23 protein-coding genes are annotated in these 19,457 nt (G+C 64.4%); 14 read left to right on the top strand and 9 right to left on the bottom strand.

What is annotated here, in order from left to right; all coding sequences use genetic code 11:
- Positions 1 to 86: 86 nt before the first annotated feature.
- The 3 genes from ACFXHE_RS42620 to ACFXHE_RS42610 all read right to left on the bottom strand — a co-directional run bounded on the left by ACFXHE_RS42620 (position 87) and on the right by ACFXHE_RS42610 (position 3,073).
- On the bottom strand, positions 87 to 824 hold the full coding sequence (locus ACFXHE_RS42620; RefSeq protein ID WP_379391225.1) for a hypothetical protein: 738 nt from the start codon (positions 822 to 824) through the stop codon (positions 87 to 89).
- Positions 825 to 960: 136 nt separating this feature from the next.
- Positions 961 to 1,857, bottom strand: a complete 897-nt coding sequence (locus tag ACFXHE_RS42615; RefSeq protein WP_379391223.1) for a LysR family transcriptional regulator — start codon at positions 1,855 to 1,857, stop codon at positions 961 to 963.
- Positions 1,858 to 1,924: 67 nt separating this feature from the next.
- Positions 1,925 to 3,073 carry an epoxide hydrolase family protein gene (locus tag ACFXHE_RS42610; RefSeq protein ID WP_379391221.1) on the bottom strand — a complete coding sequence of 383 codons (1,149 nt, stop codon included), beginning with the start codon at positions 3,071 to 3,073 and terminating at the stop codon, positions 1,925 to 1,927.
- Positions 3,074 to 3,384: 311 nt separating this feature from the next.
- On the opposite strand from ACFXHE_RS42610, the gene ACFXHE_RS42605 reads away from it, so the two are divergent.
- Entirely contained in the window at positions 3,385 to 3,915 is a 531-nt protein-coding gene (locus ACFXHE_RS42605; protein ID WP_379391219.1) for a hypothetical protein, read from the top strand.
- 71 nt (positions 3,916 to 3,986) lie between these two features.
- Here the strand turns inward: ACFXHE_RS42605 and ACFXHE_RS42600 are convergent, their stop codons facing one another.
- Together ACFXHE_RS42600 and ACFXHE_RS42595 are read right to left on the bottom strand one after the other, a co-directional pair.
- Entirely contained in the window at positions 3,987 to 5,945 is a 1,959-nt protein-coding gene (locus ACFXHE_RS42600) for a gamma-glutamyltransferase family protein (protein WP_379391247.1), read from the bottom strand.
- Positions 5,946 to 6,000: 55 nt separating this feature from the next.
- Positions 6,001 to 6,492: a hypothetical protein gene (locus ACFXHE_RS42595; RefSeq protein ID WP_379391217.1), complete on the bottom strand. Its 492-nt coding sequence runs from the start codon at positions 6,490 to 6,492 to the stop codon at positions 6,001 to 6,003.
- Positions 6,493 to 7,580: 1,088 nt separating this feature from the next.
- On the opposite strand from ACFXHE_RS42595, the gene ACFXHE_RS42590 reads away from it, so the two are divergent.
- The 5 genes from ACFXHE_RS42590 to ACFXHE_RS42570 all read left to right on the top strand — a co-directional run bounded on the left by ACFXHE_RS42590 (position 7,581) and on the right by ACFXHE_RS42570 (position 11,310).
- Positions 7,581 to 8,129: a hypothetical protein gene (locus ACFXHE_RS42590; RefSeq protein ID WP_379391215.1), complete on the top strand. Its 549-nt coding sequence runs from the start codon at positions 7,581 to 7,583 to the stop codon at positions 8,127 to 8,129.
- Positions 8,130 to 8,178: 49 nt separating this feature from the next.
- A complete protein-coding gene (locus ACFXHE_RS42585; RefSeq protein WP_379391213.1) occupies positions 8,179 to 9,468 on the top strand; it encodes an MFS transporter in 1,290 nt (429 codons plus the stop codon).
- A gap of 497 nt (positions 9,469 to 9,965) precedes the next feature.
- The gene (locus ACFXHE_RS42580) at positions 9,966 to 10,304 is read left to right on the top strand and encodes a hypothetical protein (RefSeq protein WP_379391212.1); all 339 of its coding nucleotides are present in this window, start codon (positions 9,966 to 9,968) and stop codon (positions 10,302 to 10,304) included.
- Positions 10,305 to 10,314: 10 nt separating this feature from the next.
- The gene (locus tag ACFXHE_RS42575; RefSeq protein WP_379391210.1) at positions 10,315 to 10,953 is read left to right on the top strand and encodes a GNAT family N-acetyltransferase; all 639 of its coding nucleotides are present in this window, start codon (positions 10,315 to 10,317) and stop codon (positions 10,951 to 10,953) included.
- A 174-nt stretch (positions 10,954 to 11,127) separates the two neighbouring features.
- Positions 11,128 to 11,310, top strand: coding sequence for a hypothetical protein (locus tag ACFXHE_RS42570; RefSeq protein WP_379391208.1), 183 nt, complete (start codon positions 11,128 to 11,130; stop codon positions 11,308 to 11,310).
- Between the two features lie 369 nt (positions 11,311 to 11,679).
- Here ACFXHE_RS42570 and ACFXHE_RS42565 read toward each other — a convergent pair whose 3' ends face one another.
- On the bottom strand, positions 11,680 to 12,183 hold the full coding sequence (locus ACFXHE_RS42565; RefSeq protein ID WP_379391206.1) for a hypothetical protein: 504 nt from the start codon (positions 12,181 to 12,183) through the stop codon (positions 11,680 to 11,682).
- Between the two features lie 218 nt (positions 12,184 to 12,401).
- On the opposite strand from ACFXHE_RS42565, the gene ACFXHE_RS42560 reads away from it, so the two are divergent.
- The 5 genes from ACFXHE_RS42560 to ACFXHE_RS42540 are packed head-to-tail and all read left to right on the top strand — an operon-like array spanning position 12,402 to position 14,819.
- Positions 12,402 to 12,740 carry a hypothetical protein gene (locus ACFXHE_RS42560; protein WP_379391204.1) on the top strand — a complete coding sequence of 113 codons (339 nt, stop codon included), beginning with the start codon at positions 12,402 to 12,404 and terminating at the stop codon, positions 12,738 to 12,740.
- A gap of 4 nt (positions 12,741 to 12,744) precedes the next feature.
- Positions 12,745 to 13,236, top strand: coding sequence for a DUF6879 family protein (locus ACFXHE_RS42555; RefSeq protein WP_379391202.1), 492 nt, complete (start codon positions 12,745 to 12,747; stop codon positions 13,234 to 13,236).
- Entirely contained in the window at positions 13,233 to 14,078 is an 846-nt protein-coding gene (locus ACFXHE_RS42550) for a helix-turn-helix domain-containing protein (RefSeq protein ID WP_379391200.1), read from the top strand. The genes ACFXHE_RS42555 and ACFXHE_RS42550 overlap by 4 nt, the downstream gene beginning before the upstream one ends.
- Positions 14,079 to 14,107: 29 nt before the next feature.
- A complete protein-coding gene (locus ACFXHE_RS42545) occupies positions 14,108 to 14,620 on the top strand; it encodes a hypothetical protein (protein WP_379391198.1) in 513 nt (170 codons plus the stop codon).
- A 40-nt stretch (positions 14,621 to 14,660) separates the two neighbouring features.
- Positions 14,661 to 14,819, top strand: coding sequence for a hypothetical protein (locus ACFXHE_RS42540; RefSeq protein ID WP_379391196.1), 159 nt, complete (start codon positions 14,661 to 14,663; stop codon positions 14,817 to 14,819).
- An 845-nt stretch (positions 14,820 to 15,664) separates the two neighbouring features.
- Here the strand turns inward: ACFXHE_RS42540 and ACFXHE_RS42535 are convergent.
- On the bottom strand, positions 15,665 to 15,850 hold the full coding sequence (locus ACFXHE_RS42535; RefSeq protein WP_379391194.1) for a hypothetical protein: 186 nt from the start codon (positions 15,848 to 15,850) through the stop codon (positions 15,665 to 15,667).
- 305 nt (positions 15,851 to 16,155) lie between these two features.
- Here ACFXHE_RS42535 and ACFXHE_RS42530 point away from each other — a divergent pair, with 305 nt between their 5' ends.
- The gene (locus tag ACFXHE_RS42530; protein ID WP_379391192.1) at positions 16,156 to 16,524 is read left to right on the top strand and encodes a hypothetical protein; all 369 of its coding nucleotides are present in this window, start codon (positions 16,156 to 16,158) and stop codon (positions 16,522 to 16,524) included.
- 42 nt (positions 16,525 to 16,566) lie between these two features.
- On the opposite strand, the gene ACFXHE_RS42525 is transcribed toward ACFXHE_RS42530, so the two are convergent.
- The gene (locus ACFXHE_RS42525; protein ID WP_379391190.1) at positions 16,567 to 17,169 is read right to left on the bottom strand and encodes a hypothetical protein; all 603 of its coding nucleotides are present in this window, start codon (positions 17,167 to 17,169) and stop codon (positions 16,567 to 16,569) included.
- 333 nt (positions 17,170 to 17,502) lie between these two features.
- Here ACFXHE_RS42525 and ACFXHE_RS42520 point away from each other — a divergent pair, with 333 nt between their 5' ends.
- Complete coding sequence (locus ACFXHE_RS42520; protein WP_379391188.1) at positions 17,503 to 18,639, top strand: hypothetical protein; 1,137 nt, start codon at positions 17,503 to 17,505, stop codon at positions 18,637 to 18,639.
- Positions 18,640 to 18,802: 163 nt separating this feature from the next.
- On the opposite strand, the gene ACFXHE_RS42515 is transcribed toward ACFXHE_RS42520, so the two are convergent.
- Entirely contained in the window at positions 18,803 to 19,072 is a 270-nt protein-coding gene (locus ACFXHE_RS42515) for a hypothetical protein (protein ID WP_379391186.1), read from the bottom strand.
- A gap of 101 nt (positions 19,073 to 19,173) precedes the next feature.
- Between ACFXHE_RS42515 and ACFXHE_RS42510 the strand changes: the two genes are divergently transcribed.
- A complete protein-coding gene (locus tag ACFXHE_RS42510) occupies positions 19,174 to 19,416 on the top strand; it encodes a hypothetical protein (protein WP_379391184.1) in 243 nt (80 codons plus the stop codon).
- Positions 19,417 to 19,457 lie beyond the last annotated feature (41 nt).

Here is a 19,457-nt window from a genome sequence, read left to right as displayed (position 1 = left end):
GTGGTACGGACCGAGCGGCTGAACTGTAACCCCCCGGGCGGATGACCGGCACGAACCGAATTCCCAGCCGGGGGAAGACGACTCGGTCACCGGGGATAGTGCCGCCGAGCGCGGTTTCGATCGGTCAGGCGGCAGTGGTGCGGGCCGCGTACCAGACGGGCATGATCTGGGCGCCTACTCCGTCGGGGCAGCCCATCGCACGCCACAACTCCGGCGTCGGATACTCTCCGGGCCGCACGTGAAATCCTTGACGCAGGTGAGCTTCCTCCGACGGCAGCCCCTTCGTCGTATTGGATTCGACCCTGGTCGCCCCCCGACCGGACGGCGTACTTCTTCGGCACGTCCATCAGCCTGGTGGCCAGGCTGATGCCGCGGTATCCCGCCTTCCGGGCGAAGAATTCCCGCCGAATGCGCCAGGCTTCCATCTGGCCTGGGGTCTCACCTGCCTCATCGGTACAGATCTCGATCTGGCTGTAACCGGCCAAGTGCCCGCCGCTGGTCTCCGCGACGAAGATCTTGCGTGTTCCGATGCCCCGGGCGATCTCGTCCAAGAACTCCCGAGACGTCCTCAGGTGGCGGTCCTTCATCGCGGCAAGGACCCGAGGCACCCACTGCGCGCCGCCGTCAACGTCCACGAGGGACAAGGAGGTCTCGAAACCACCGATCATCGTGTCTCGTATTGCCACCGCGTCCGAGGGTTCCGCCTCCCGGATCCGCAGTCTCGTACCGCCAGTCGTGACGATGTCGGGGAGAGCCTCCAGCAGCCCCCCGCACCAACCCTCGAGCGAATCTCCCGTACCGACAGGCAGCCGCGCTTCGAACATCTGCCGAGAATAACCAACCGCCCGGCGCCGACGTCGACATCCATTGCGGCTGCCCAACATTGTCGGCCGGGTTTCGGGTCGAGGGCGACGAGCTCGGCGCTGCGGTGGTCGAGGCGCCTTCGGCACCTACCTCGTGTCAGCTTTGGTCGAGGGGTCCCAGTTCGCGGACGATGCGGGCGAGGGCGCGGATCCGTTCGTTGTCGCGGTCGCCGCTCCAGATCAGCGCCCATCGGACCAGATGGGAGTCGGTGATCGGTAGGTAGGTGACACCGGGGCGGTTGTAATAGCGGGCGATGTGGCTCATCCCGGTGGTGAGTGCGGTGCTGGTGCTGACCGTGGTGAGAATGTCTTCGAGAGTTGCGATTTCGGCGACCCTCTCAATGGGTTTGCCCTTGGGCGTATAGAAGGGGCTGACCGAATCCTCCCAGTACTCGGGCAGCTGTGTGCTGGGCTTGAAGACGCCGAAAACGCCGAAGTCCTCCAGCGACAGGTGGTTCTCGCCGGCGAGCACATGGGTTCCGGGCAGGACCGCCACCATCGGCTCCGTGGAAATGATGGGCCCGACCGTCAATCCGGGTTCTTCCACCGGCAGCCAGGCGATGAGGATATCGGCCTCACCGCGCTGTAACGGTCCGAACTGATCGCCGAATTCGGTGCTGCGAATCTGCAACTCCCACTCGGGATGTCGTCTGCGGAATGCGTCCCAGTACGGTTGATAGTCGTAGGGGTTGTAGCCGATCATCGCCACGCGTAGCACGCCGGAGATGCCGAAGGCAGCTGAGCGGGCGTTCTCGATGGCTTGCAGCACACCGTGGTACGCCGGTCGGAGTTCGGTGATCAGCTGGCGTCCGAGGGCAGTGATCTGCACGTTGCGCGGGTTGGACCGGTCCACCAGGCGACCGCCGATGCGGCGTTCCTGGCTCTTGATCGACTGGCTGATCCGCGCCTGGGACAAGTGCAACCGTTGAGCGGTACGCCCGAAATGCAGTTCTTCGGCCAGTACCAGGAAGATCTCGATGTCCCGCAATTCCATGGGGAGATTGTGCTCCTCGGAGATCGGCGCTGCGAGCCATGCATATCGGGGCATGACCGCGCAGGTCTCAGATCACTCTCGCGAAGAACTCGCAGATGTCATAGAGCAGCAGGTCCGGTGTTCGGTGTGCCGGCCAGCGTCCGCCGATGCCGAACTCGTTCCATTGCACGATGTTCGCGTGGTCCCGCTCGGCGAATCTGCGCACCGGTCGCATATCGGGGGTGAAGGAAGCCAAGCCGAGCGGCACGGTGGTGGGTCCGGTCGACGCGGCGGCCGTGCCGTTCACGCCGGGGAGCCCTCCAGTGGGTACGGAGGTGTTGGTGAACCAGTGGATCGAGATATTGGTGAGGATTTCCTCGGCAGGCATCGAGTCGGCCAGCAACTGCCCGCTCCAAGCCAGTTGGCCCACAGGCGAATCGGACAGGGCATGGGCAAGTGTTCGGGGCTGTGCGGAGTGGCCGTGCTGCGCGGCCCGTTGCAGAATTTGCTGCCAATACCGCACCTGCATCAGGTCACCGGCGTTCAGCCCGTCGAGTTCTCCCTTGTCACCTCGGGGGAAGGAAAAGATGTGGCCGACGTGCACACCGATCACCTGTTCCGGTGCGAGCCTTCCTATTTCGGAGGCGATTGCGGCGCCGATATCGTCTCCGTGCACGCCGTATCGGTCGTATCCCAGGCGCAGCATCAGCTCGTGGTACACCGCCGCTGTCTGTGCCGGATGTCGGCCGGGAACCCGTGTCGGCCCGGAGAACCCATACCCGGGGTGGGACGGGATCACTACGTGGAATGCCGCGGCCGGATCACCGGCGTGCGCCCGTGGATCGGCCAATCTGGGTACCAGGCCGAGAAATTCGGTGAACGAGCTCGGCCAGACGGGGGTCAGCAACAGCGGAGTCGCGTCGGGCTCGGGTGAGACGATGTGGACGAAATGGATGCGCTGCTCATCGATCTCGGTGGTGAAATGAGGAAAGGAGTTCAATCGTCGCTCCTGAGCGCGCCAGTCGAACCCGTCACGCCAGAGTTCGAGCAGCGGGACCACATACGACAACGGAACCCCGTACTCCCAGCCGGGCGGTGTCGGCACTCCGACCGCGACCGTGCTCGGGATCTCCTCATTCTCGAACGCTTCGACGAACCTGGTGTGGGCCAATCGGTAGTGAAGGTCGTCCAGATCGCTCTGCGGTATGTCGATGCGGAAAGGTGTGATCGCGGACAAGGCTGTTCCTTCGGTTCATCCCGGTGCTCGCAGCCAGCCTGCAACGCCCGCGGCGACCGGAACAACGCCGAAACCTGGCGTGTTCGATCACTTTCGCTAATGACTCGACTGCGCTTCACAACGGTGTCGGCCATAGGTGTGTCTGTTCATTACAAAAAGTGATCGGATGTCGGAGATATCGTCGTTGTTCCCCGGTCGTAGCTGTCGCAGGCTGGCTCCAGGATGGGACGAACTCGTTATGACCTGTGCGATCGCGTATTTGCCGGTCAACTTCGGCTGTCCCTATCGGCTGGGACAGGAAGGGCAGCTGCATGCGGATCTTCAGTTATCGTTGTCACGCTTACGAATACACCTTGTCGCGGCCCTCGCCCTGGGCAGTCGAGCTGCCCCCCGCCGCCGTCGCGACATCGGCTTCCTTCGGCGAGTGCCTGTTCGTGGCTGTCACCGTCGAACACGGCGACTCCGGTCTCGCACCGCTGGCCGCCGACCTCATCCAGCGCATCGCTGAGGAGAGCACCGCGAACTCGATTGTCATCGACGGCCGCTTCAGTCCGGCGAGAACCGACGGTGCCGACTTCTTGTCCGAGCTCGCCGACGCGCTGGATCTGATCGCCGAAATCGCCGAACGCGCGGCGTCGACGGTCCCCGCAAGCCTCATACCTTTCGGCTGGTCCTCGAGAACGCGAGGTGTGGTCGTGTCCGACGATCACCCGCGACGTCTGATTCACCTGTGGCCCACCGCTATCCGAGAGTTGAGTGAATCGGCTCCCGAAGTGATCGTCTTGACCGAACTACTGAGCGGGATGGAAGCCTTCAGCGCAGAGCCCCAAGAGGTCCCCTGACACAACCACCACTTTCATCGCCACCGATCCACCATCCTCCGGAGACGAGTGGCGGACGCGGGCGGGGCGCGCTACTTCGCGGGCTGGTCGCCGAGTACCGCGCCTTCACGGCGGGGGTCCGCACCGCCGATCCAGCCGGTCCCGTCGCGGGTCAACGCCGAGGAGCCACTCGATTGCGGGGCGACCGACACCTGATGACCCAACTGTCGTAGTCCCCGCACCAGCGGGTCGTGGTCGCCGTTGTCGGCGGCGTTCACGCTCGGGTGTTCACCGCCGACATTGGTGACCGGGGTGTTGGCGGCGCCGAAGTCGACCATGGATACCGCCTGTTGCGGGTTCAGTCCCCAATCCAGCATGGCGACAAGCGTTTTGACCACGAACTGGATGATGACCGCGCCGCCGGGCGATCCGGTCACGAAGGACAGCCGTCCTCGGGAACCGTCGGGTTCGCGGTCGAAGACCAGGGTCGGAGCCATGGAGCTGCGCGGGCGCTTGCCGGCCTCGATCCGGTTGGCGATCGGCATGCCGTCCTTGTCGGCCGGTTCCGCCGAGAAGTCGGTGAGCTGGTTGTTCAGCAGGAACCCGTCGACCATATGGAACGAGCCGAAGGCGGATTCCACGGTGGTGGTCATGGAGGCGGCGTTGCCGTACTTGTCGACGACGGAGATGTGGCTGGTGCCGTGTTCGACCTGCTGCCCTCCGGTACCGACCGTGACCGCGCCGAATTCGCCCGGCTTGGCGGCGCCCATGCTGTGGTTGGGATCGATGAGCGCCGCACGCTGTTTCAGGTAGCCGGGGTCGATCAGGGTCTGTAGCGAATTCCCCGGCAGCGCAACGAAAGCCGGATCGGCCACATACTTGTCCCGGTCCGCGTAGGCGAGCCGCTCGGCCTCGGAGATCAGGTGTACGGCCGACGCGGTGGGTGTACCGCCGTCGAGTGCGACATTGCCGTCACCGCCGGTGTTCTCCGGTTTCATCGACGCCAGGTCGAAGTGGGACAGAATGCCGAGCGTGGCCGCCACGGCGAGTCCGCCCGAGGACGGGTTCGGCATTCCGCAGATGTCGTGGGTACGGTAGGGCGCGCACAGCACGGTACGCTTCTTCGCCTGGTAGGAAGCCAGATCCGCGGCGGTGGTCAGGCCGGGGGTGCGCCCGCCCGCCGCACTGCCGATGGCCTCGACGATATCGGCGGCGATCGACTCGGTGTAGAAGGCCGTGGCCCCCTCGTCGGCAACGGCGGACAGGGTCTTGCCGAACGCCGGATTGGTCAAGGTGACGCCGGCGGGTTTCGGGGTGCCGTCGGGCTGCAGGAAGTACGCGCGGGCATTCGCGTCCGCGGCGAGATCGTGTGCGGAGTCGGCGATTTGGCTCGCCAGCCGGGGGCTGATGGTGAACCCGTGATCGGCCAGCGAGATGGCGGGGTCGAAGAGGTCCTTCCAGGGCCGCTTGCCGTGCTCGTTGTGCGCGAGCTCGAGCAGCCGCAACACACCGGGGGTGCCGATGGAGCGCCCGCTGGCGCGAGTGCTGGGTTGCGGTGCGGTGCGGTCGGTGTCGCTGTTCCAGCGCAGATAGTCGGGGGTCGCGCGGGCGGGCGCGGTCTCGCGGCCGTCATAGGAGTCGATGGTCTTGGTGGCGGCGTCGTAGTAGAGCAGGAACGCGCCGCCGCCGATCCCGGTTGCCTGGGGCTCAACGAGATTGAGGACGGTCTGCGCGACGATGAGCGCGTCCGCGGCGGTCCCGCCGTCGCGCAGTACCCGGCAGGCGGCCGCGGTGGCGACCGGGTTGGCGGTGGAGACCGCGAAACTGGCGGTACGCACCGGTTTCATTCCGGTGCGATAGCCGGTGGCGATCTCCGGATTCGTGGACAGGTTCGTCGAGGTGGGGTTGGCCGCGACGCCCGAGGTGACCGGTACTCCGTTGGGAGTGCTGGCGCACGATGCCCGACTCTGATCCGGCGTGGACGAGCAGGCTGTGGCCGAACCGAACAGGAGCAGCAGGGCGGCGGCGCCGGCCCACGTCTGCGGTCGCATGCGCCTCATGACTGGGACCCTAGCGCTGTGACCAGCAGTGGGAAGTCGGCGAAGCTTAGGCGCCCGCGAAAACCGCTGCTCCCCAGTGATTTTCGTACCTGCGGCGCAGGCAGACGTAGGCGACCCACACCACGCCGAAGACGCCGAGGGCGCCCCCGCAGATCTCGACCGCGCGCAGCCACCTCGGGCCCGGCAGGTCGATCTGCACACGATCGACCGAACCCGTGCGGGACTGACAGGTGATCGCGTACGAGCCCGCATCGGGCACCGTGAACGTGCCGATCGGCAGCAACGTCAAGTGCTTCCACGATTGTGCGGCGGGAACGCGGAATATGCGGTCGAAGCCGAGTTTCCCCGAGGTCGGATCGAAGGCGCACGTGATGTGATCACCCACGGTCACATCGCCATTGATCATGTAGGTCCTGCCGCTCTCCAGATACACCGGGCGACCGTCCTGGTCGATCGGCCGACCATCGGCGTGGGCCATCCCGACCAGGCTGATCATCAGACACAGCGTCGCCGCGAGCAGCGCCAACGGCGACAGCATGTACCAGAGCGGACTCATTCTCGTGGCGGGCAACCCATTTCGGTGAAGCATGACCGAGCCTCTCCCATCGAACGGATTCAGAGAATAATCCAGAAAGCGATATTCCCAGCGGTGGGAATGCGATTGAAGCTCCCCGGAATGCCGAGATGCTCGTGAGCGATCGGCTGAGATGGATCGCCCACGAGCATCGGCTGCGTTATTCGACTGTCCGCGAGGAGAATTCACATACCGCTGCCCGAAGCACTGCCGGACGGCGGAGGCAGGTACGGCGGATGGGGCGGGCCCGGCGGGGGTGTGTACCGGTGGCTACCCCGGCCCGGATAACCCGGAAGGTCGGGGTAACCCGGATAGTCGGACCAACCCTGGCCGTAACCGGGCCACCCGATATCGCCGGGCCCGTCCGGCCGGTCGTATGCCGTATGCCGCGAGGCACCGCCGCCGAGCATCTGCTCGGAGTTCTGCGATGAAATGCCCCCCTGCTCCGAGTCCGGGTTCTGGGACGTCGGTGTATCGAGAACGATATCGGCGAACGCCGATGTCGCATTGAAGAGCGGTGCCGCGGCGATGGCCGCGGCGACCGCGATGTAGGTACAACTTCGAGACGGCGCTCGTCGAAAAGCAAACGTTCTCATGTCGGTTCCCCTCCGGGCTCGGCGCGTGTCGTCCGCACGACCATCTCGGTGACCGGACGGCGTCGCGGGGCGGATGTCCACCTATCGACCGGGGATAATGTATCGACGCACACCGGTCTGCGGTCTTGCCATTCCTGGCAAGACCGCAGACACCCCATCGAGTGCGACGAGGAGGTGGCTGCGGCGGGGGAGGGCCTGGACTTCAGCCGGCGGGCCCGCGCCTCGGGCAGGCGCCCGGCACCGACTCTCGTCGACAGCCAAATCTGTTGTGACTGCCCAGCATTGGGGAGGATTGTGGCGATATTGCCTTTGTAGGCTGTCTTGATGGCGCAACCGACAGTCTCGCAACCGGCCGGCGCTCAGCCCACCCCCGGCCCGAATCTACGGCCCACTCGGTCGATCCCCAGGAATTGGGTCTATGCGTTGGTAGTGGCCGGGAGTGTGTCACTGTTCTTCATGATGTTCCAGCCCTGGCTGAAAGCCTCCGGCTGGGACGGCAAGGCCACCGTGGACGCCTTCGGCCGAATGAAGCGTACAACCAGTCATCTGAATCTGTGGTCGCGTGCCGCACCGCCCGGCATGAGGGTCAGCGGCATCTGGGCGATCCTCGCAACCGTCCTGATCTTCATCGTCGTCTGTGCTGCCATCCAGGTGATGCTCAACAATAGTCAGATCGCGCGCGTTATCACCGCATTCGGAACAATAGCGATAGCCGGGCTCGTACTTTATATGGTGATAAACCTGGACGACAATATACCCAAGATTCAAGGGTCCCTCGGAATGGGCAATGATCTGGGCCCGCAGTTGGGACTCGTGCTCGGAGCTCTCCGACACACGGGCTCCTATCCGTGGCCTGGCGAGCCGTCAAATCTGAGTGTAGCGGGCCTGACGAACTGGGCCTTTGCGGCGACCGCAGTGGCCTTCGGCTCGGCAATAATCGCGGTAACACTCTCCTGGCGCGACATTCTACCGGTAATCAATGCGGTTGTCGGCAAACTCGCATGAACGCGGTTTCGTCAATAATTTCCCGCAGTCCAGATAAGTATTGATTCCCGTGGCAGATTCGACCATTTTCCGCAACAGAGACTTCCTGTTGTTGTGGTCCGGCAACACGGCTTCCAATATCGGGCTGCACGGCGCTCGTATCGCGTATCCGCTGCTGACGCTCATCCTCACCGATTCGGCGGTCGCGACGAGCTGGGTGTCCTTCATGATCGCCCTACCCAGCCTGCTGTTCGAGGTGCCCGCCGGTGTCGCGGCTGATTACCGGGATCGGCGGCGCATCCTCATCCGATGCCAGACCCTGGGGTTGATCGCGACCCTGGTCGCCGCCGCGGTCATTCTCCTGCGGCCGCCCGGCCTGTCGCTGTTTCTCGCCGTCTCCGCCTTCGTCGAGGGCACGGCGTACGTCTTCTTCCAAACCAGCGAACTCGGTGTGGTTCGCGACGTCGTCACCGCCGAGCAGCGCCCCGGCGCGTTCGCGATGATCGAGGTCCAGCAGCCGATCGGCAATATGATGGGCCGGACCCTCGGCGCGGCCATGCTCGGCCTCGCCCGCAGCCTCCCGTTCTTGGCGAACGCGGCATCGTATGGGTACTGCCTGTGGGCGCTGTCCCACATGCGGGCCCGAGTTCCGTCCCGGCCCGTCGTCGCCGGTCCGGCGGCCGGCATCTGGGATTGGAACAGCACGTGGGCCGGCGCCCGGGCGCTGTGGAACGAGCCGTTCGTGCGGCAATCCACCCTCACGATCGGATGCACCAACGCCATCTTCCAGATCTTGATCCTGCTGCTCACCATCAAGGTCAGAGCCGGCGGTCACTCGGTCTGGGCCATCGGTGTGGTGCTGGGCGCGACCGGTGTGGGCGGCATGCTCGGCGCCGCTGTCGCGACCAAACTCGTCCACCGCGTCAGCCTGCGGGTGATGTTCACCTGCAGTCTCTGGGCGTGGGCAATATTGTGCGCGCTCATAACGGCCAGCTCCAGCGTGGTGGTATTCGCGGTGTGCTGGTTGGGAGTCGGCTTCGTCGCGGCCATCGGCAATATCGCGCTGACGTTGCATCGCGTACAGGCGTTTCCAGAGGATCTGGTCGGCAGGGTGTACGCCGCGACCAAACTCATCGCCCACACGGGGTCGGCCGTCGGCGCCCTTCTCGCGGGAGCCCTGCTCACTACGCTGGGGTTCGGAGTCACGGGATGGATGCTCGTCGCGACCATGGTCGTGCTGGCGCGGCGAGCACGCCGCTTCCCCGAGCCGCGAACGCAAGTCATCCAGGCTCGACCGACTGCCACACCGCGCCCGGCGAATTGGATCACGCAACTGTCGCGCGGCAACGGTATCGGCTGACCGCTGGACCTGGCTGATCTTCACCGCTTTGTCGCGGACCTGCGGCTGTCGTGGTAGAAATCTGTTGCGCCACAACACCTTACACCAGGTCTGGTAAGCAAGGGTTTCGTCGCATCCGCACGAAGAAGGCGTCTCCAGCCAGTGCACCGAAACCCTCCCGGCCCCTAGGTCATGTCTCCCAATGGTGAATCGATCGGCTCGATAGGCGGGGCCGATCGTGCATCATGGCCGCCGTGGCGACGGTGATCGGCTGCGCACGCAAACGCATCCGGACTATCATCCCGGAGCGTGCGGGACCGTCGGTGATAGGGGTTCTCGGCGAACATGTTCCAGATTTGCGACGCGGGTCGATCATGGCGATGGCAGTCGCGCATCCCGTAATGCCTGCGAATGTCGTGTGCGGGGCGCGGTGGTCTGCCGTATTGCCATCACTCTGCCAGCGGTGTCGGGAATTGTGCAGTACCAGTTCCTATTCGGCCGGTGGCGGGAGGTTTCAGATGTTCGAGGCCGCGACGCCGCATTTCCGTAATTCCCAGGCCGACACGATGTGGCTCGGCGGCCCGAGAGCCGTGGCCGACCCACTCGCTCGCGGCCTGGGGAACAACCGGCATGCGGTACCGAGCGATGCTGCGCTCCTCAGCTATGAAAGCCTCAGCGCCGCTGGCCGTTTGACCTACGATAAGCTCGCGACCACCTACCGTTCCGGATTTGTCCTGGCCCGCATCGTCGAATGGCTCCAATCATCGGGGATACGACCTGACCGAACTCATCAGCGATGCCGTGGCCTCGTCGAATCGACTCGCTTCGTCCGCAATAAAATCAGCGCCGAAAAATGAAAGGTCCCCTTTGGCCGCCGCGCCCGAACCGGATAGCGACGGCGACTGCCTCCCCGAGGCTGTTGCCACCGGCTTTACTCTCGAATACTTCAACGAACGACAGGGGGACTTCGCTCGTGATCCGCACTTGGCGAAAGTCGGACCGGCGACCGCAGCGGACGTGCCGGATCTGGTTCGCGCCCAAGTGATGTCGATGGAGCAGGCCTATCGGCAACTGCCGGGGGCGGAACGGATGCGGGAGTTCCTCCTCGATAGCCTCGGTCCTCGGATGATGCGGCACTGGGCCATCGAAATCGGCAGGTCCGACCGTCACCTGATTACTGTCCGATCCTTCTCGGGGCATGTGGTTGGGTTCATGCCCTTCCATTCCGAGAATGGCATGTGGTTCATAAACGGTTGGTTCGTTCTGCCTGGTTGGCAGAACATTCGTCTCGGTAGACTGCTGATGCAGGCCGCTCTGGATAATATTGGTCCTGCCGAAATCCAAGTGGACGTTACCGTCGGCATCGGCGTCCTTGAAAGTTACATGCGCTATGGATTCGTGCCGACAGGGGAGGAGACCGAAACCCCGGCACGACTGGAAGAGTACAAAATTCGAGCACCTCAGCAACACTTGGTTCGTCCGGCAGCGGAATCGGAGAGCCGGTAGGAACGTCGTCATCGATGCCGCTCGCCGCGCAGCACCGGCAAGCTGTTTCGTTCGCAGACAAAACTGTCCTCGCACGCGCATCGACCTCGCACACCTCCCGGTCCAACGTGTAGGAGGTCGTGCTGTGACGTCCAAGGCCAGGCTGCGTTTGCCGCATCGGCAGCTCGGTCGGCGATGGAGGCCGGTCTGATGTGTCGGTCGCTGTGGCAGGATCTTGAAGCCTGCAACGGCATGGATTCGGGCGCCTTCTTCCATCCCGAGGGGGAGAGGGTCGCGCTCGAACAGTTCGAATTCGCCGGGCTGAACAAGTCTGTCGCACATGTCGCGTACTCGATATTTGCCGGACTTGCGCGCTGATAACAAGTTTACATAACGATCATTATCGGCGCGGTTATGGCATGGCAAAAGGGCACGCACCAACGCTTTAGAACACTTCCCGTTCGCTCGCTGTTCATGTCACCCACCGGTCTCGGCGACATCGTCTATGCGTGGTACGTCATCGACTGGACCAAGAAGCACTGCCTCTGAAAACGATTGCGAACCACCAGGTTCACTCACTGAATTCTCGCTGGTGGCGACCGATTTCGGGTACGCATTGTCACCTCGCGACCGGGCCCGGCGGGCATGGAAAGGCCCCCGGAGCAAGTGGTGGGACTCCAGTAGGTTTGCGGCGCAACTGAAGACACCCGCCCGAGGGCCTTCCTGTGGAGCAACGCAGGAATTGGGTTACCGGCGCTGCGTCATGATTTCCTCAATGCAGTCGCTACACACACCCCCCTCCGAGGCCCGAGCATCGGAATGGCCTTGGGGTTCGGGCGCCAGCGCTTCATCCAACTCATAGCGAGGGACTCGGGTGCGCCAGTGATGACACTCGGCCGGATCGACGGTCTGCAGGTCCGCGAAGGCCGTTACGCGCCGTGGGTTTCCGCCCACGTGCGCCAAGCTGGGCGTGATCACGACCGCGCAGTCAATCTGACGGAGCAGCCGGTACAGCATCCCCATCCGATCCTGGTGCGAATTATCCGCCGTGAGCACCCATACAACCCGCAGGCCCAACGCGTGGGCTCTCTGCCGGGCGTAGAACTCAGCCCAGTCCAAGTCCGCCTTTGTGGTCAGCAGCGGACGGAAGATGTAGATCACGGCCTTGTCCGGTTGCGCGAGGCCCCTTGCCATTTTGAGCGCTTCCGCTAGCGGGTCCGGGTAGTCGTCTGGTTCCGGCGCATCTGTCACGGTCCGCCCCTTGTCGTCGTCTCGTCGTCGTTTGGGGCGACTCGAGGCCGGGACGACGATCACCGGCCCCGAGTGCCTACTTGGACGGTAGGAATCGAACCGCGAGGAGTGTGCAAGAACTTGGAGGAAATACCCAAACGCCGACCAAGTTCTTGCACGTGGCGGATGATGAAAACGCGCGGGAACACCGCGCATTCCACAACTGAGGGGGCCGAATCATGCGGCTGACATTCCTTGGCAAAGGCGGATCCGGAGATCGAGACTGCCCGTCCCTGTACGCCACCGACCAGGACAGTTTCCTCGTCCAGGGCTGGAAGACCGACCGGCCCGACACCATCGAAATCCCGCACCTACTGCCAGGTTTCGCGGACCCGGACGCGTTCATCGGTGCGAACATGACCGACACCGGGCGCGGCACATTCGTGGTGTCGGGTCGGCCGATCACCGATGCCGAGACGATTGGCCAACTCACCTTGGCGACCGACGAGGCCGCGGTCGAGGTACCGAAGCGAGAGAGGACGTTCTACGGTGCTGATAGTCCCCGGACCCACCGGTGATGATTTGTTCCGCGAGGCGCAACGCGAGGCTTTCCACCTCGAGGTACGTGACACATATGCAGTCGCATCGGAATCCGAGGGGCTGAGGCGGTTCCTCGCGGGCGAGCCCGACACCACCGACTATGGCCGGCGACCGTGGGCGCAGTTCATGCGGGAGACGACCGGCCGCGGGGTCGCAGTTCGAAGGGTGCGGGTCGTGACCGTCCCGCACTCGGACTATCAGCGCTGGTTGCTGTCGATCACCGGCAGCAACGTCGTCGCCGGCGAAGACATCCGGTATGTCCCGCGGCACCTCGCCGGAGACATCCCGCCCGATGACTGGTGGCTGTTCGACGGCAAGCTCGTCGCGTACAACCTCGTCGACGACGACGGCCGGCCCGCCGGAATGGCGGTAACCAGCGACCCGCGGATCGCCGAGTACTGCCGCGGCGTGCGAGACCGGCTCTGGTCCATCGCGACGCCGTACGCCGAATACGTCGGAACCGTTCCCAGGTGACGAACGCCGCCCAGGACGCTCGGGAAGCCCTCGGCCAGCGCCTGCGTGAAATCAGACGTAGGGCACAGCTTTCCGGGCGTCAGCTCGCCACACTGGCAGGCTGGCACGAGTCCAAAGTATCCAAGCTCGAATACGGCAAGCTGCGCGTCTCCGACGCCGACGTGCGCGCCTACTGCACACACGCCCACGCCGAAGACCACCTCGACGATTTGCTCGCCACACTGCACAACATCGACGCCGCTTACATGGAAATGCGTCGCCTGCTCAGCGGCGGCACCGCGCGCAGTCAAGACGTACTGGTCCGCCTCGCCGAACGAACCAAACTCACCCGCATCTATCAGAACATGCTGATACCAGGCATTTTGCAGACACCCGAATATGCGCGCGCGATCCTGGAACGGTCCGTTGCCCGGCACGGGTTGACCGACGACATCGACGCCGGCGTCGCGAAACGCATGGAACGTCAGCAGTTCCTCTATCGCGGCGACCGGCGGTTTCATATCGTGCTGGCCGAGCAAGCTCTGCTGACCACCATCGGCGATGACTCCGTGATGATCGGGCAGCTCGACCGCCTACTCGTCGCGATCGGACTGCCTCGGGTCACCGTCGGAGTCGTCCCGGCCATCGCTGAGATTCCGCAGCAGACAACCAATTTCGTCATGTTCGACGACCGCATGACCACCGTCGAGACCATAACGGCCGAGCTGACGATCACCCAGCCGCGCGAGATCGCGATGTACGGCCGGACATTCGACATGCTCGCCGAGCTCGCGGTCACCGGCAGCGCTGCACGCGCACTCATACTGGCCGCGGCCGAACGCCGCAGCGCCGAGGGGCAGTAGCTGTCGTCGACCTCATCTCCACCTGGCGCATGGCCATGCAGGCCCCCTACGTTGGCCATCCCACCGAGCGGTCGCAATCGGTGAAGCCGCCGTTGCGACCGCTCAACAGACAGAATCATCCTCCACCGCAGCACGATGCAATGCACTGCTCGTCCGCGCCCACACCCCCGCCCTCCACGGCGACCGCATGGCCAGCGACCGAGCACTCAGCGCCGCCGAACTCCACCTCCATCACGCGCGGCCCGCCGACGAACCGGATTCTCGTCGCGACATACGGTCTGGGTCTCGTTCTAGCAGAGGTGCTCTTCGTCGGGCAGGTCGACCTCATCCGGAAGGCCGTGGCCGATGCGCCCGAGGCCGCCGGTTTTATCCGCTTCTTCACCGAACGCCAGCTCGCCGCCGAGTCCATCTACGCAGCCCACGACAGCGGTCAGGCCGCCGAGGTCCGCCAGCACGGCCCGTTCGTGCTGGCCGACTCGGTCGGAATGGAGCGCGCCAAATCCTCGCCGCAGCGACCTTGGCAGGATCCTTCCTGGTGCTGAGCCCGCGAGCCGGAGGTGTGGACGTCGGGAGGCATGCGACGTGCTCACCAACGCACTGCCTGCGGCAAACGGGCTTCTGAGTTCTCGAGGCATCGAAGCCATCAATACTGTTCGCCGCCAGCTCGCCCCCTATGCTGATCTGCCGAGCGTGCAGGATCTCGAACAGGAGTACCGCACAACCGTGGCACTGATCGGATAACCATCACATGCCGATCGACACCCTCACCGCTCTGCAAGCAGGATGTGCTGCCCGCGGGATTGATTGCGAAGGCGCACAACTAATCCACCACTCCTCGAATGCCGTCTACGTGCTGCCTCGCGCTGCCGCTGTAGCGCGAGGCAGCACTGGCGAAGCCTCCGGCAACCGGGCAATCCGAACCTCAACGGTCACCCGTTGGCTGACCGAAACCCACCACTTCGGTGCCACAGCGCCATTTCCTGGTGCCGAGCCGGTTCTACTCGACGAGTCCACCACCGTCGGATTCTGGAAGTACTACCCCCAAACCCACCGACAGACCAGCCCCGACCTCATGCGAGCTCGGCACTCTGCTGCGCACCCTGCACGACATCCCCGCCCCACCACACACGGAACTCGGCAAGTGGGAACCGCTGGAATCCCTGCACAGCGCCCTACTCGACGACAACGCCGCCGGCGCTCTCGCCAAGAGCGAACGCGAATGGCTCCTCGACCGTATCGGCCCGTGGGGTCCAAGTCCGCCGGATCCGGCGGTAAGGCGCCACCACAGATAGTTTCGTGAGTTGGTACCACCCACCGAGTGCACATGCCCAAGTGACTGTTCGAGTTACCGCACATAGTGTGCGGCTATGCACTCATAGCGCGCTAACGCCAGATTTCACAGATTTGGACTGGCCGCTAGAACGCCCCTGGTCATAACGCCATCCCGTTGGCTACCGCCAGATTTCACGCTGATGGAACCCACGGGCAGGGTCGTCCGCAGGGCGGGCAAAACGCCTGGTCGAGCTCACCACAACACAACCTCATTCCAGCGGGACTCGCTCGCCGAGCCGGAACCGGACGGGCCACTACGAGCGGCGCCAGCGGGTCTTGCATGGATCCCCCAGTTGCGCGGGCAGTTCGCCGAGCTCGAACGCTTCGTCGATCTGGGCGGGGGACAGTTCGACGCCGGAAAATTGCCATTTGCCGGTTGCGTTCGGGCCCTCCCAGCTGTCGGGGGCGATGCGGTAGACCCGGCTGACCTCGAACTCCACGCCGATGACCGCGTATTTCGCGGTGTCTCTGACCCTTTTGCCGACCGGCCACCAGCCACGGTCGCTGTCGTACTGGTCGGGCCCGCCGACCTCGCCGTAGAACTCCCGGGCATCCCCTTCCGGGCCCGGCTGGCTACGGGCCCGCCGGGAGATGAAGACGATCTCCTGAATTGAGGTGGCAAAACCGACCCGAGTTCCGACGCGGCTCCTGGTGTTCGCGAAACGACCCGCTGTCAGCGGCTGCCAGCGGCTTGTCAGGCTGTCTGTGCAAACTATTCAGCATGTCAAAGCAGAGAAGCAGCCTTATGGCGGTGACGAGCATCGTGGGTTTCAGCGTCACCGCCGCGGTCGCCGGTACAGGTCCGGCCCTGTCGGCGGTCACCGTGTTGGACCACGATGGGGTCTATGCGGTCCCGAGCGACATTGCACCGGGGCAGTATATGACGTATCACGCCAATGATGACTGTGTGTTCACCGTCGCGGACGCGGCTGGGAATGTGCTGTTTTCGGGAGGTATCGGCGCGGCGATTCGCGGCAGCGGTGGACAGATCCAGATCGGTATCGGAAGCAATGCCGCAACGTTCTCGACGACGAGCTGCGGTGTCTGGCGCTTGGTGGACGGTGGTGGCCCGGCGACCGGCCCGAGCACGGGATCGTCCGGGCTCGGATTCTGAGCCCAGGTTTCACGAGCTGGCTCACCGCCACTGAAACTGAAATCAACCTAGTCCGAAAGCCGAAGGCTGGCGACGAACTTCGCGTGAACCTGCTCGGCCGACCTGGCTACCCGAGAGTCCGGAATTCGAGATCCGGTGCGATGAGGGCGATCTGGTGCGGTGGCCGAGCCTGCAGGTGCGGCGGGCGGGTTGGCGGCGCATCGCGATCGTGGCGGCCGTGAACACCGGACTGACCATGATGACCTTCACGCTCATCACGTTCGTGGTGTCCAATCGGTTGAACACCCGGCACGTGGCGCAGCCCGTGCTGCGCCGCAGTGCTGTGATGAGAGCGGATAGATCCACTATCGTTTCCCTTTCCGAACTGGCTTCGCCTGGGTGCCATATCGCGGCGAGCGTTTTTTCGAGCCCGTAGTGTGTCACCGCCAGCACGGCAGGGATGGCCAGGCACCACACCAGCGGGTTTCGAAATCGCGATCGGTGGGGCTCGGGTCGGCGGAATCCGAGTAGGGCGAGCACGGTGATTGCCTCGCTCGCCAGGGTCGTGCGTGGCCGGATGGTCTTCGCGCTGAGCACAATCCGCACCGCTACCAGGTAGGCGGCCGTGATGACCATCGCGAGCGCGAGGCGGGGGTTGAGGTCCAAGTCCTCGGAATCCGGCCGCTAAGCAACCACCGATAGCTATTCGCTTTGTGCGGCAATGAGTTTCAGCGGTGTCGTCCTGCGGCAGCGATCTTCCTGCGCGGGTCGACATCTCGACACCGGCATTGACCCCTGCTGGTTCGTTACACGGCGGGCAGCAACCGCATGCGGGGCGCATGACCCTGGCGAGGGGCGGGCATGGTCCTTCCCGCGATTGAGTGCAGCCTTCCCGTGCCTGGTGGGCGGTTCGATGAAGGAGTCGAGGACAATGAGGTCGCGTGAGGATCGGAACGAACCTGCTCGGGCGGAGCGGGGTATCGGTGTGTTCGAGCGGCGATGGATGAGCACCGGCGTGACAGGCTTTCGATCGAATCTGCCCGCCGGCTCCAGCGACAGCTGCCGGCCGAGATCACACCAGGGCTGACCGACAGCGAATTCGACACCATCGAATCCCGCTACAGCTTTCGATTCGCCGACGACCACCGAGCCTTCCTGGCAGCCGGAATTCCCGTGGACGAGCCTGGTGAGTCCGGCTGGCGAGGCTGGCCGGACTGGCGACGCGACGACCCGGAAGTCTTGCGTGCGCGGCTTGCTCAACCCGCCGAGGGTGTGCTTTTCGACGTTGAACACAACGGCTTCTGGCACCCCGCATGGGGCGACCAGCCTGCTGATCCGGTCCGATGTCTGGAGATCGCGCGCCGCGGGCTCGAGGACGCGCCGCGGCTGGTTCCGGTTTTCGGTCATCGGTTCCTGCCCGGCATCGCGGGGCAATCCGGTCACCCGGTGCTGTCGATTGTCCAAACCGACGCGATCTACTACGGCCTCGACCTTTCCGACTATCTTCGGCACGAATTTCTGAGGCAGGCCAGCGACCTCGACTCGGCTCACGCAACAGTTCCCTTCTGGAACTACCTGCTCGGCGACAGCGGCGGACCACCGACCTTGAGGGTTGTTGCACCGTCTGATCCCTACGCTGTCAGCCCCGACCAGGCTGTAGAACGACTGCGCATGCTGGCGCTGGAGCGCCTCATCGGACACCCAGTGGAACCGGAAAAGCTCATCGAAGCTGCCCTCGTCGCACTGGTTCTCGATATCGACGGCGAGTCCCTGTCTCTGCTCGGCGGACTCACCCGAGCAGAGACCGACCTAGCCGAGGAACTGTTCGACCGTGTGCTGAACGAACTCGACATCGTGGCAACGATTCCCGTCGATGAGTGCGATGTCCGGCGCCTGCTGGTTCGATGGTGGCTTCGTCAGATCACACAAGGCCATCTGCCGCCGGTGATCGGTGCCGAACTGATCGCGACCCAGGCTTGGATGCAGCTCAACCGGCCGCAATCGCTGCGCCCGCTGCTAGAGCTCACCGACCGCTACAGCGACTGGGAAGCCAACCAAACCGCCACGCCTTCCCAGCTTGCTACCGACATCGTTAATGCGGCGCAGGGGCTACTGAACGGCTCGTGGGCGTACTGATCAACTCTCGGGCAGGCGAAAACAGCTCGACCGACAACACCGATCGGCTGATGCTCAGAATCCACGGCGAGGATCGGATGCGCCTGATCAGTTGTGCAGCAAAGACATTGGGCTTAGGTACACGGTGGCATTGCCCATTTCCGTGAAATCCGGCGCTAAGGATTTACCGCAGATAGCAGCACACTATATAGCCGAGCTGGTCGAACAGGTAGGCAGCCCACCATTCGGCGGCGTCGCTGGCTCCCTGGACTCCGCCGCCCCCGGCGCCGATGTGGAAGATCTGGCCGTCGTCGCCGAGTAGTTCACACAGCCGCCGGCCGTCGGGGCCGGAGTTGGGATCGCTGCGCCTGGGCCGCCGCCGAACAAGCCCAACCGCCCACGCCCGCACCGACCCCAGCCCGGGCAGAACGAGCCCGCCGCCGCACCGGACCACGCGACTCGAGCTTCCGGCGCATCACCTAACCGGTTGCGCAGGCCCGCCCCGCGGGCCTGCGGTCCCCGACACCGCTTGCCAGACAAGGAGATTCCCCGCTCATGGGACAGCAGAAATACACCGGTTGGCGCAAACCCGAGTCGACCGGCCTGATTCCGGGCCTGTCGGTCACCACCTCCGTGCTCGCCGTGCTGGCGGCCGCCGTCGTGGTCGGGCTGTGGTTCTTCGGCAACGCTCCCATCGCCGCTCTCACCGTGCTCGGGGTGTCGGTATTGTTCATCGCCCCCACCATGATCCGCGTGCGCGGATCCTCCGCCGGTGACCTAGGTTGTGTCTCGAAGTGAGTGATGGGGTGGCACCGCGCCGCGGGGGCCCCCCCCACGCA

The organism is Nocardia sp. NPDC059229 (assembly GCF_042754165.1).
Lineage (GTDB): Bacteria > Actinomycetota > Actinomycetes > Mycobacteriales > Mycobacteriaceae > Nocardia.
This window is presented reverse-complemented; position numbering and strand designations above follow the sequence as displayed.

Coding starts and splice junctions, on each gene's coding strand:
- ACFXHE_RS42615 (WP_379391223.1), bottom strand. CDS start 1,857: ATGGAATTGCGGGACATCGAGATCTTCCTGGTACTGGCCGAAGAACTG.
- ACFXHE_RS42530 (WP_379391192.1), top strand. CDS start 16,156: ATGGCGGTGACGAGCATCGTGGGTTTCAGCGTCACCGCCGCGGTCGCC.
- ACFXHE_RS42590 (WP_379391215.1), top strand. CDS start 7,581: ATGATGTTCCAGCCCTGGCTGAAAGCCTCCGGCTGGGACGGCAAGGCC.
- ACFXHE_RS42620 (WP_379391225.1), bottom strand. CDS start 824: ATGTTCGAAGCGCGGCTGCCTGTCGGTACGGGAGATTCGCTCGAGGGT.
- ACFXHE_RS42520 (WP_379391188.1), top strand. CDS start 17,503: ATGGATGAGCACCGGCGTGACAGGCTTTCGATCGAATCTGCCCGCCGG.
- ACFXHE_RS42510 (WP_379391184.1), top strand. CDS start 19,174: ATGGGACAGCAGAAATACACCGGTTGGCGCAAACCCGAGTCGACCGGC.
- ACFXHE_RS42580 (WP_379391212.1), top strand. CDS start 9,966: ATGTTCGAGGCCGCGACGCCGCATTTCCGTAATTCCCAGGCCGACACG.
- ACFXHE_RS42545 (WP_379391198.1), top strand. CDS start 14,108: ATGGCCATGCAGGCCCCCTACGTTGGCCATCCCACCGAGCGGTCGCAA.
- ACFXHE_RS42560 (WP_379391204.1), top strand. CDS start 12,402: ATGCGGCTGACATTCCTTGGCAAAGGCGGATCCGGAGATCGAGACTGC.
- ACFXHE_RS42570 (WP_379391208.1), top strand. CDS start 11,128: ATGGAGGCCGGTCTGATGTGTCGGTCGCTGTGGCAGGATCTTGAAGCC.
- ACFXHE_RS42600 (WP_379391247.1), bottom strand. CDS start 5,945: ATGCGACCGCAGACGTGGGCCGGCGCCGCCGCCCTGCTGCTCCTGTTC.
- ACFXHE_RS42605 (WP_379391219.1), top strand. CDS start 3,385: ATGCGGATCTTCAGTTATCGTTGTCACGCTTACGAATACACCTTGTCG.
- ACFXHE_RS42595 (WP_379391217.1), bottom strand. CDS start 6,492: ATGCTGTCGCCGTTGGCGCTGCTCGCGGCGACGCTGTGTCTGATGATC.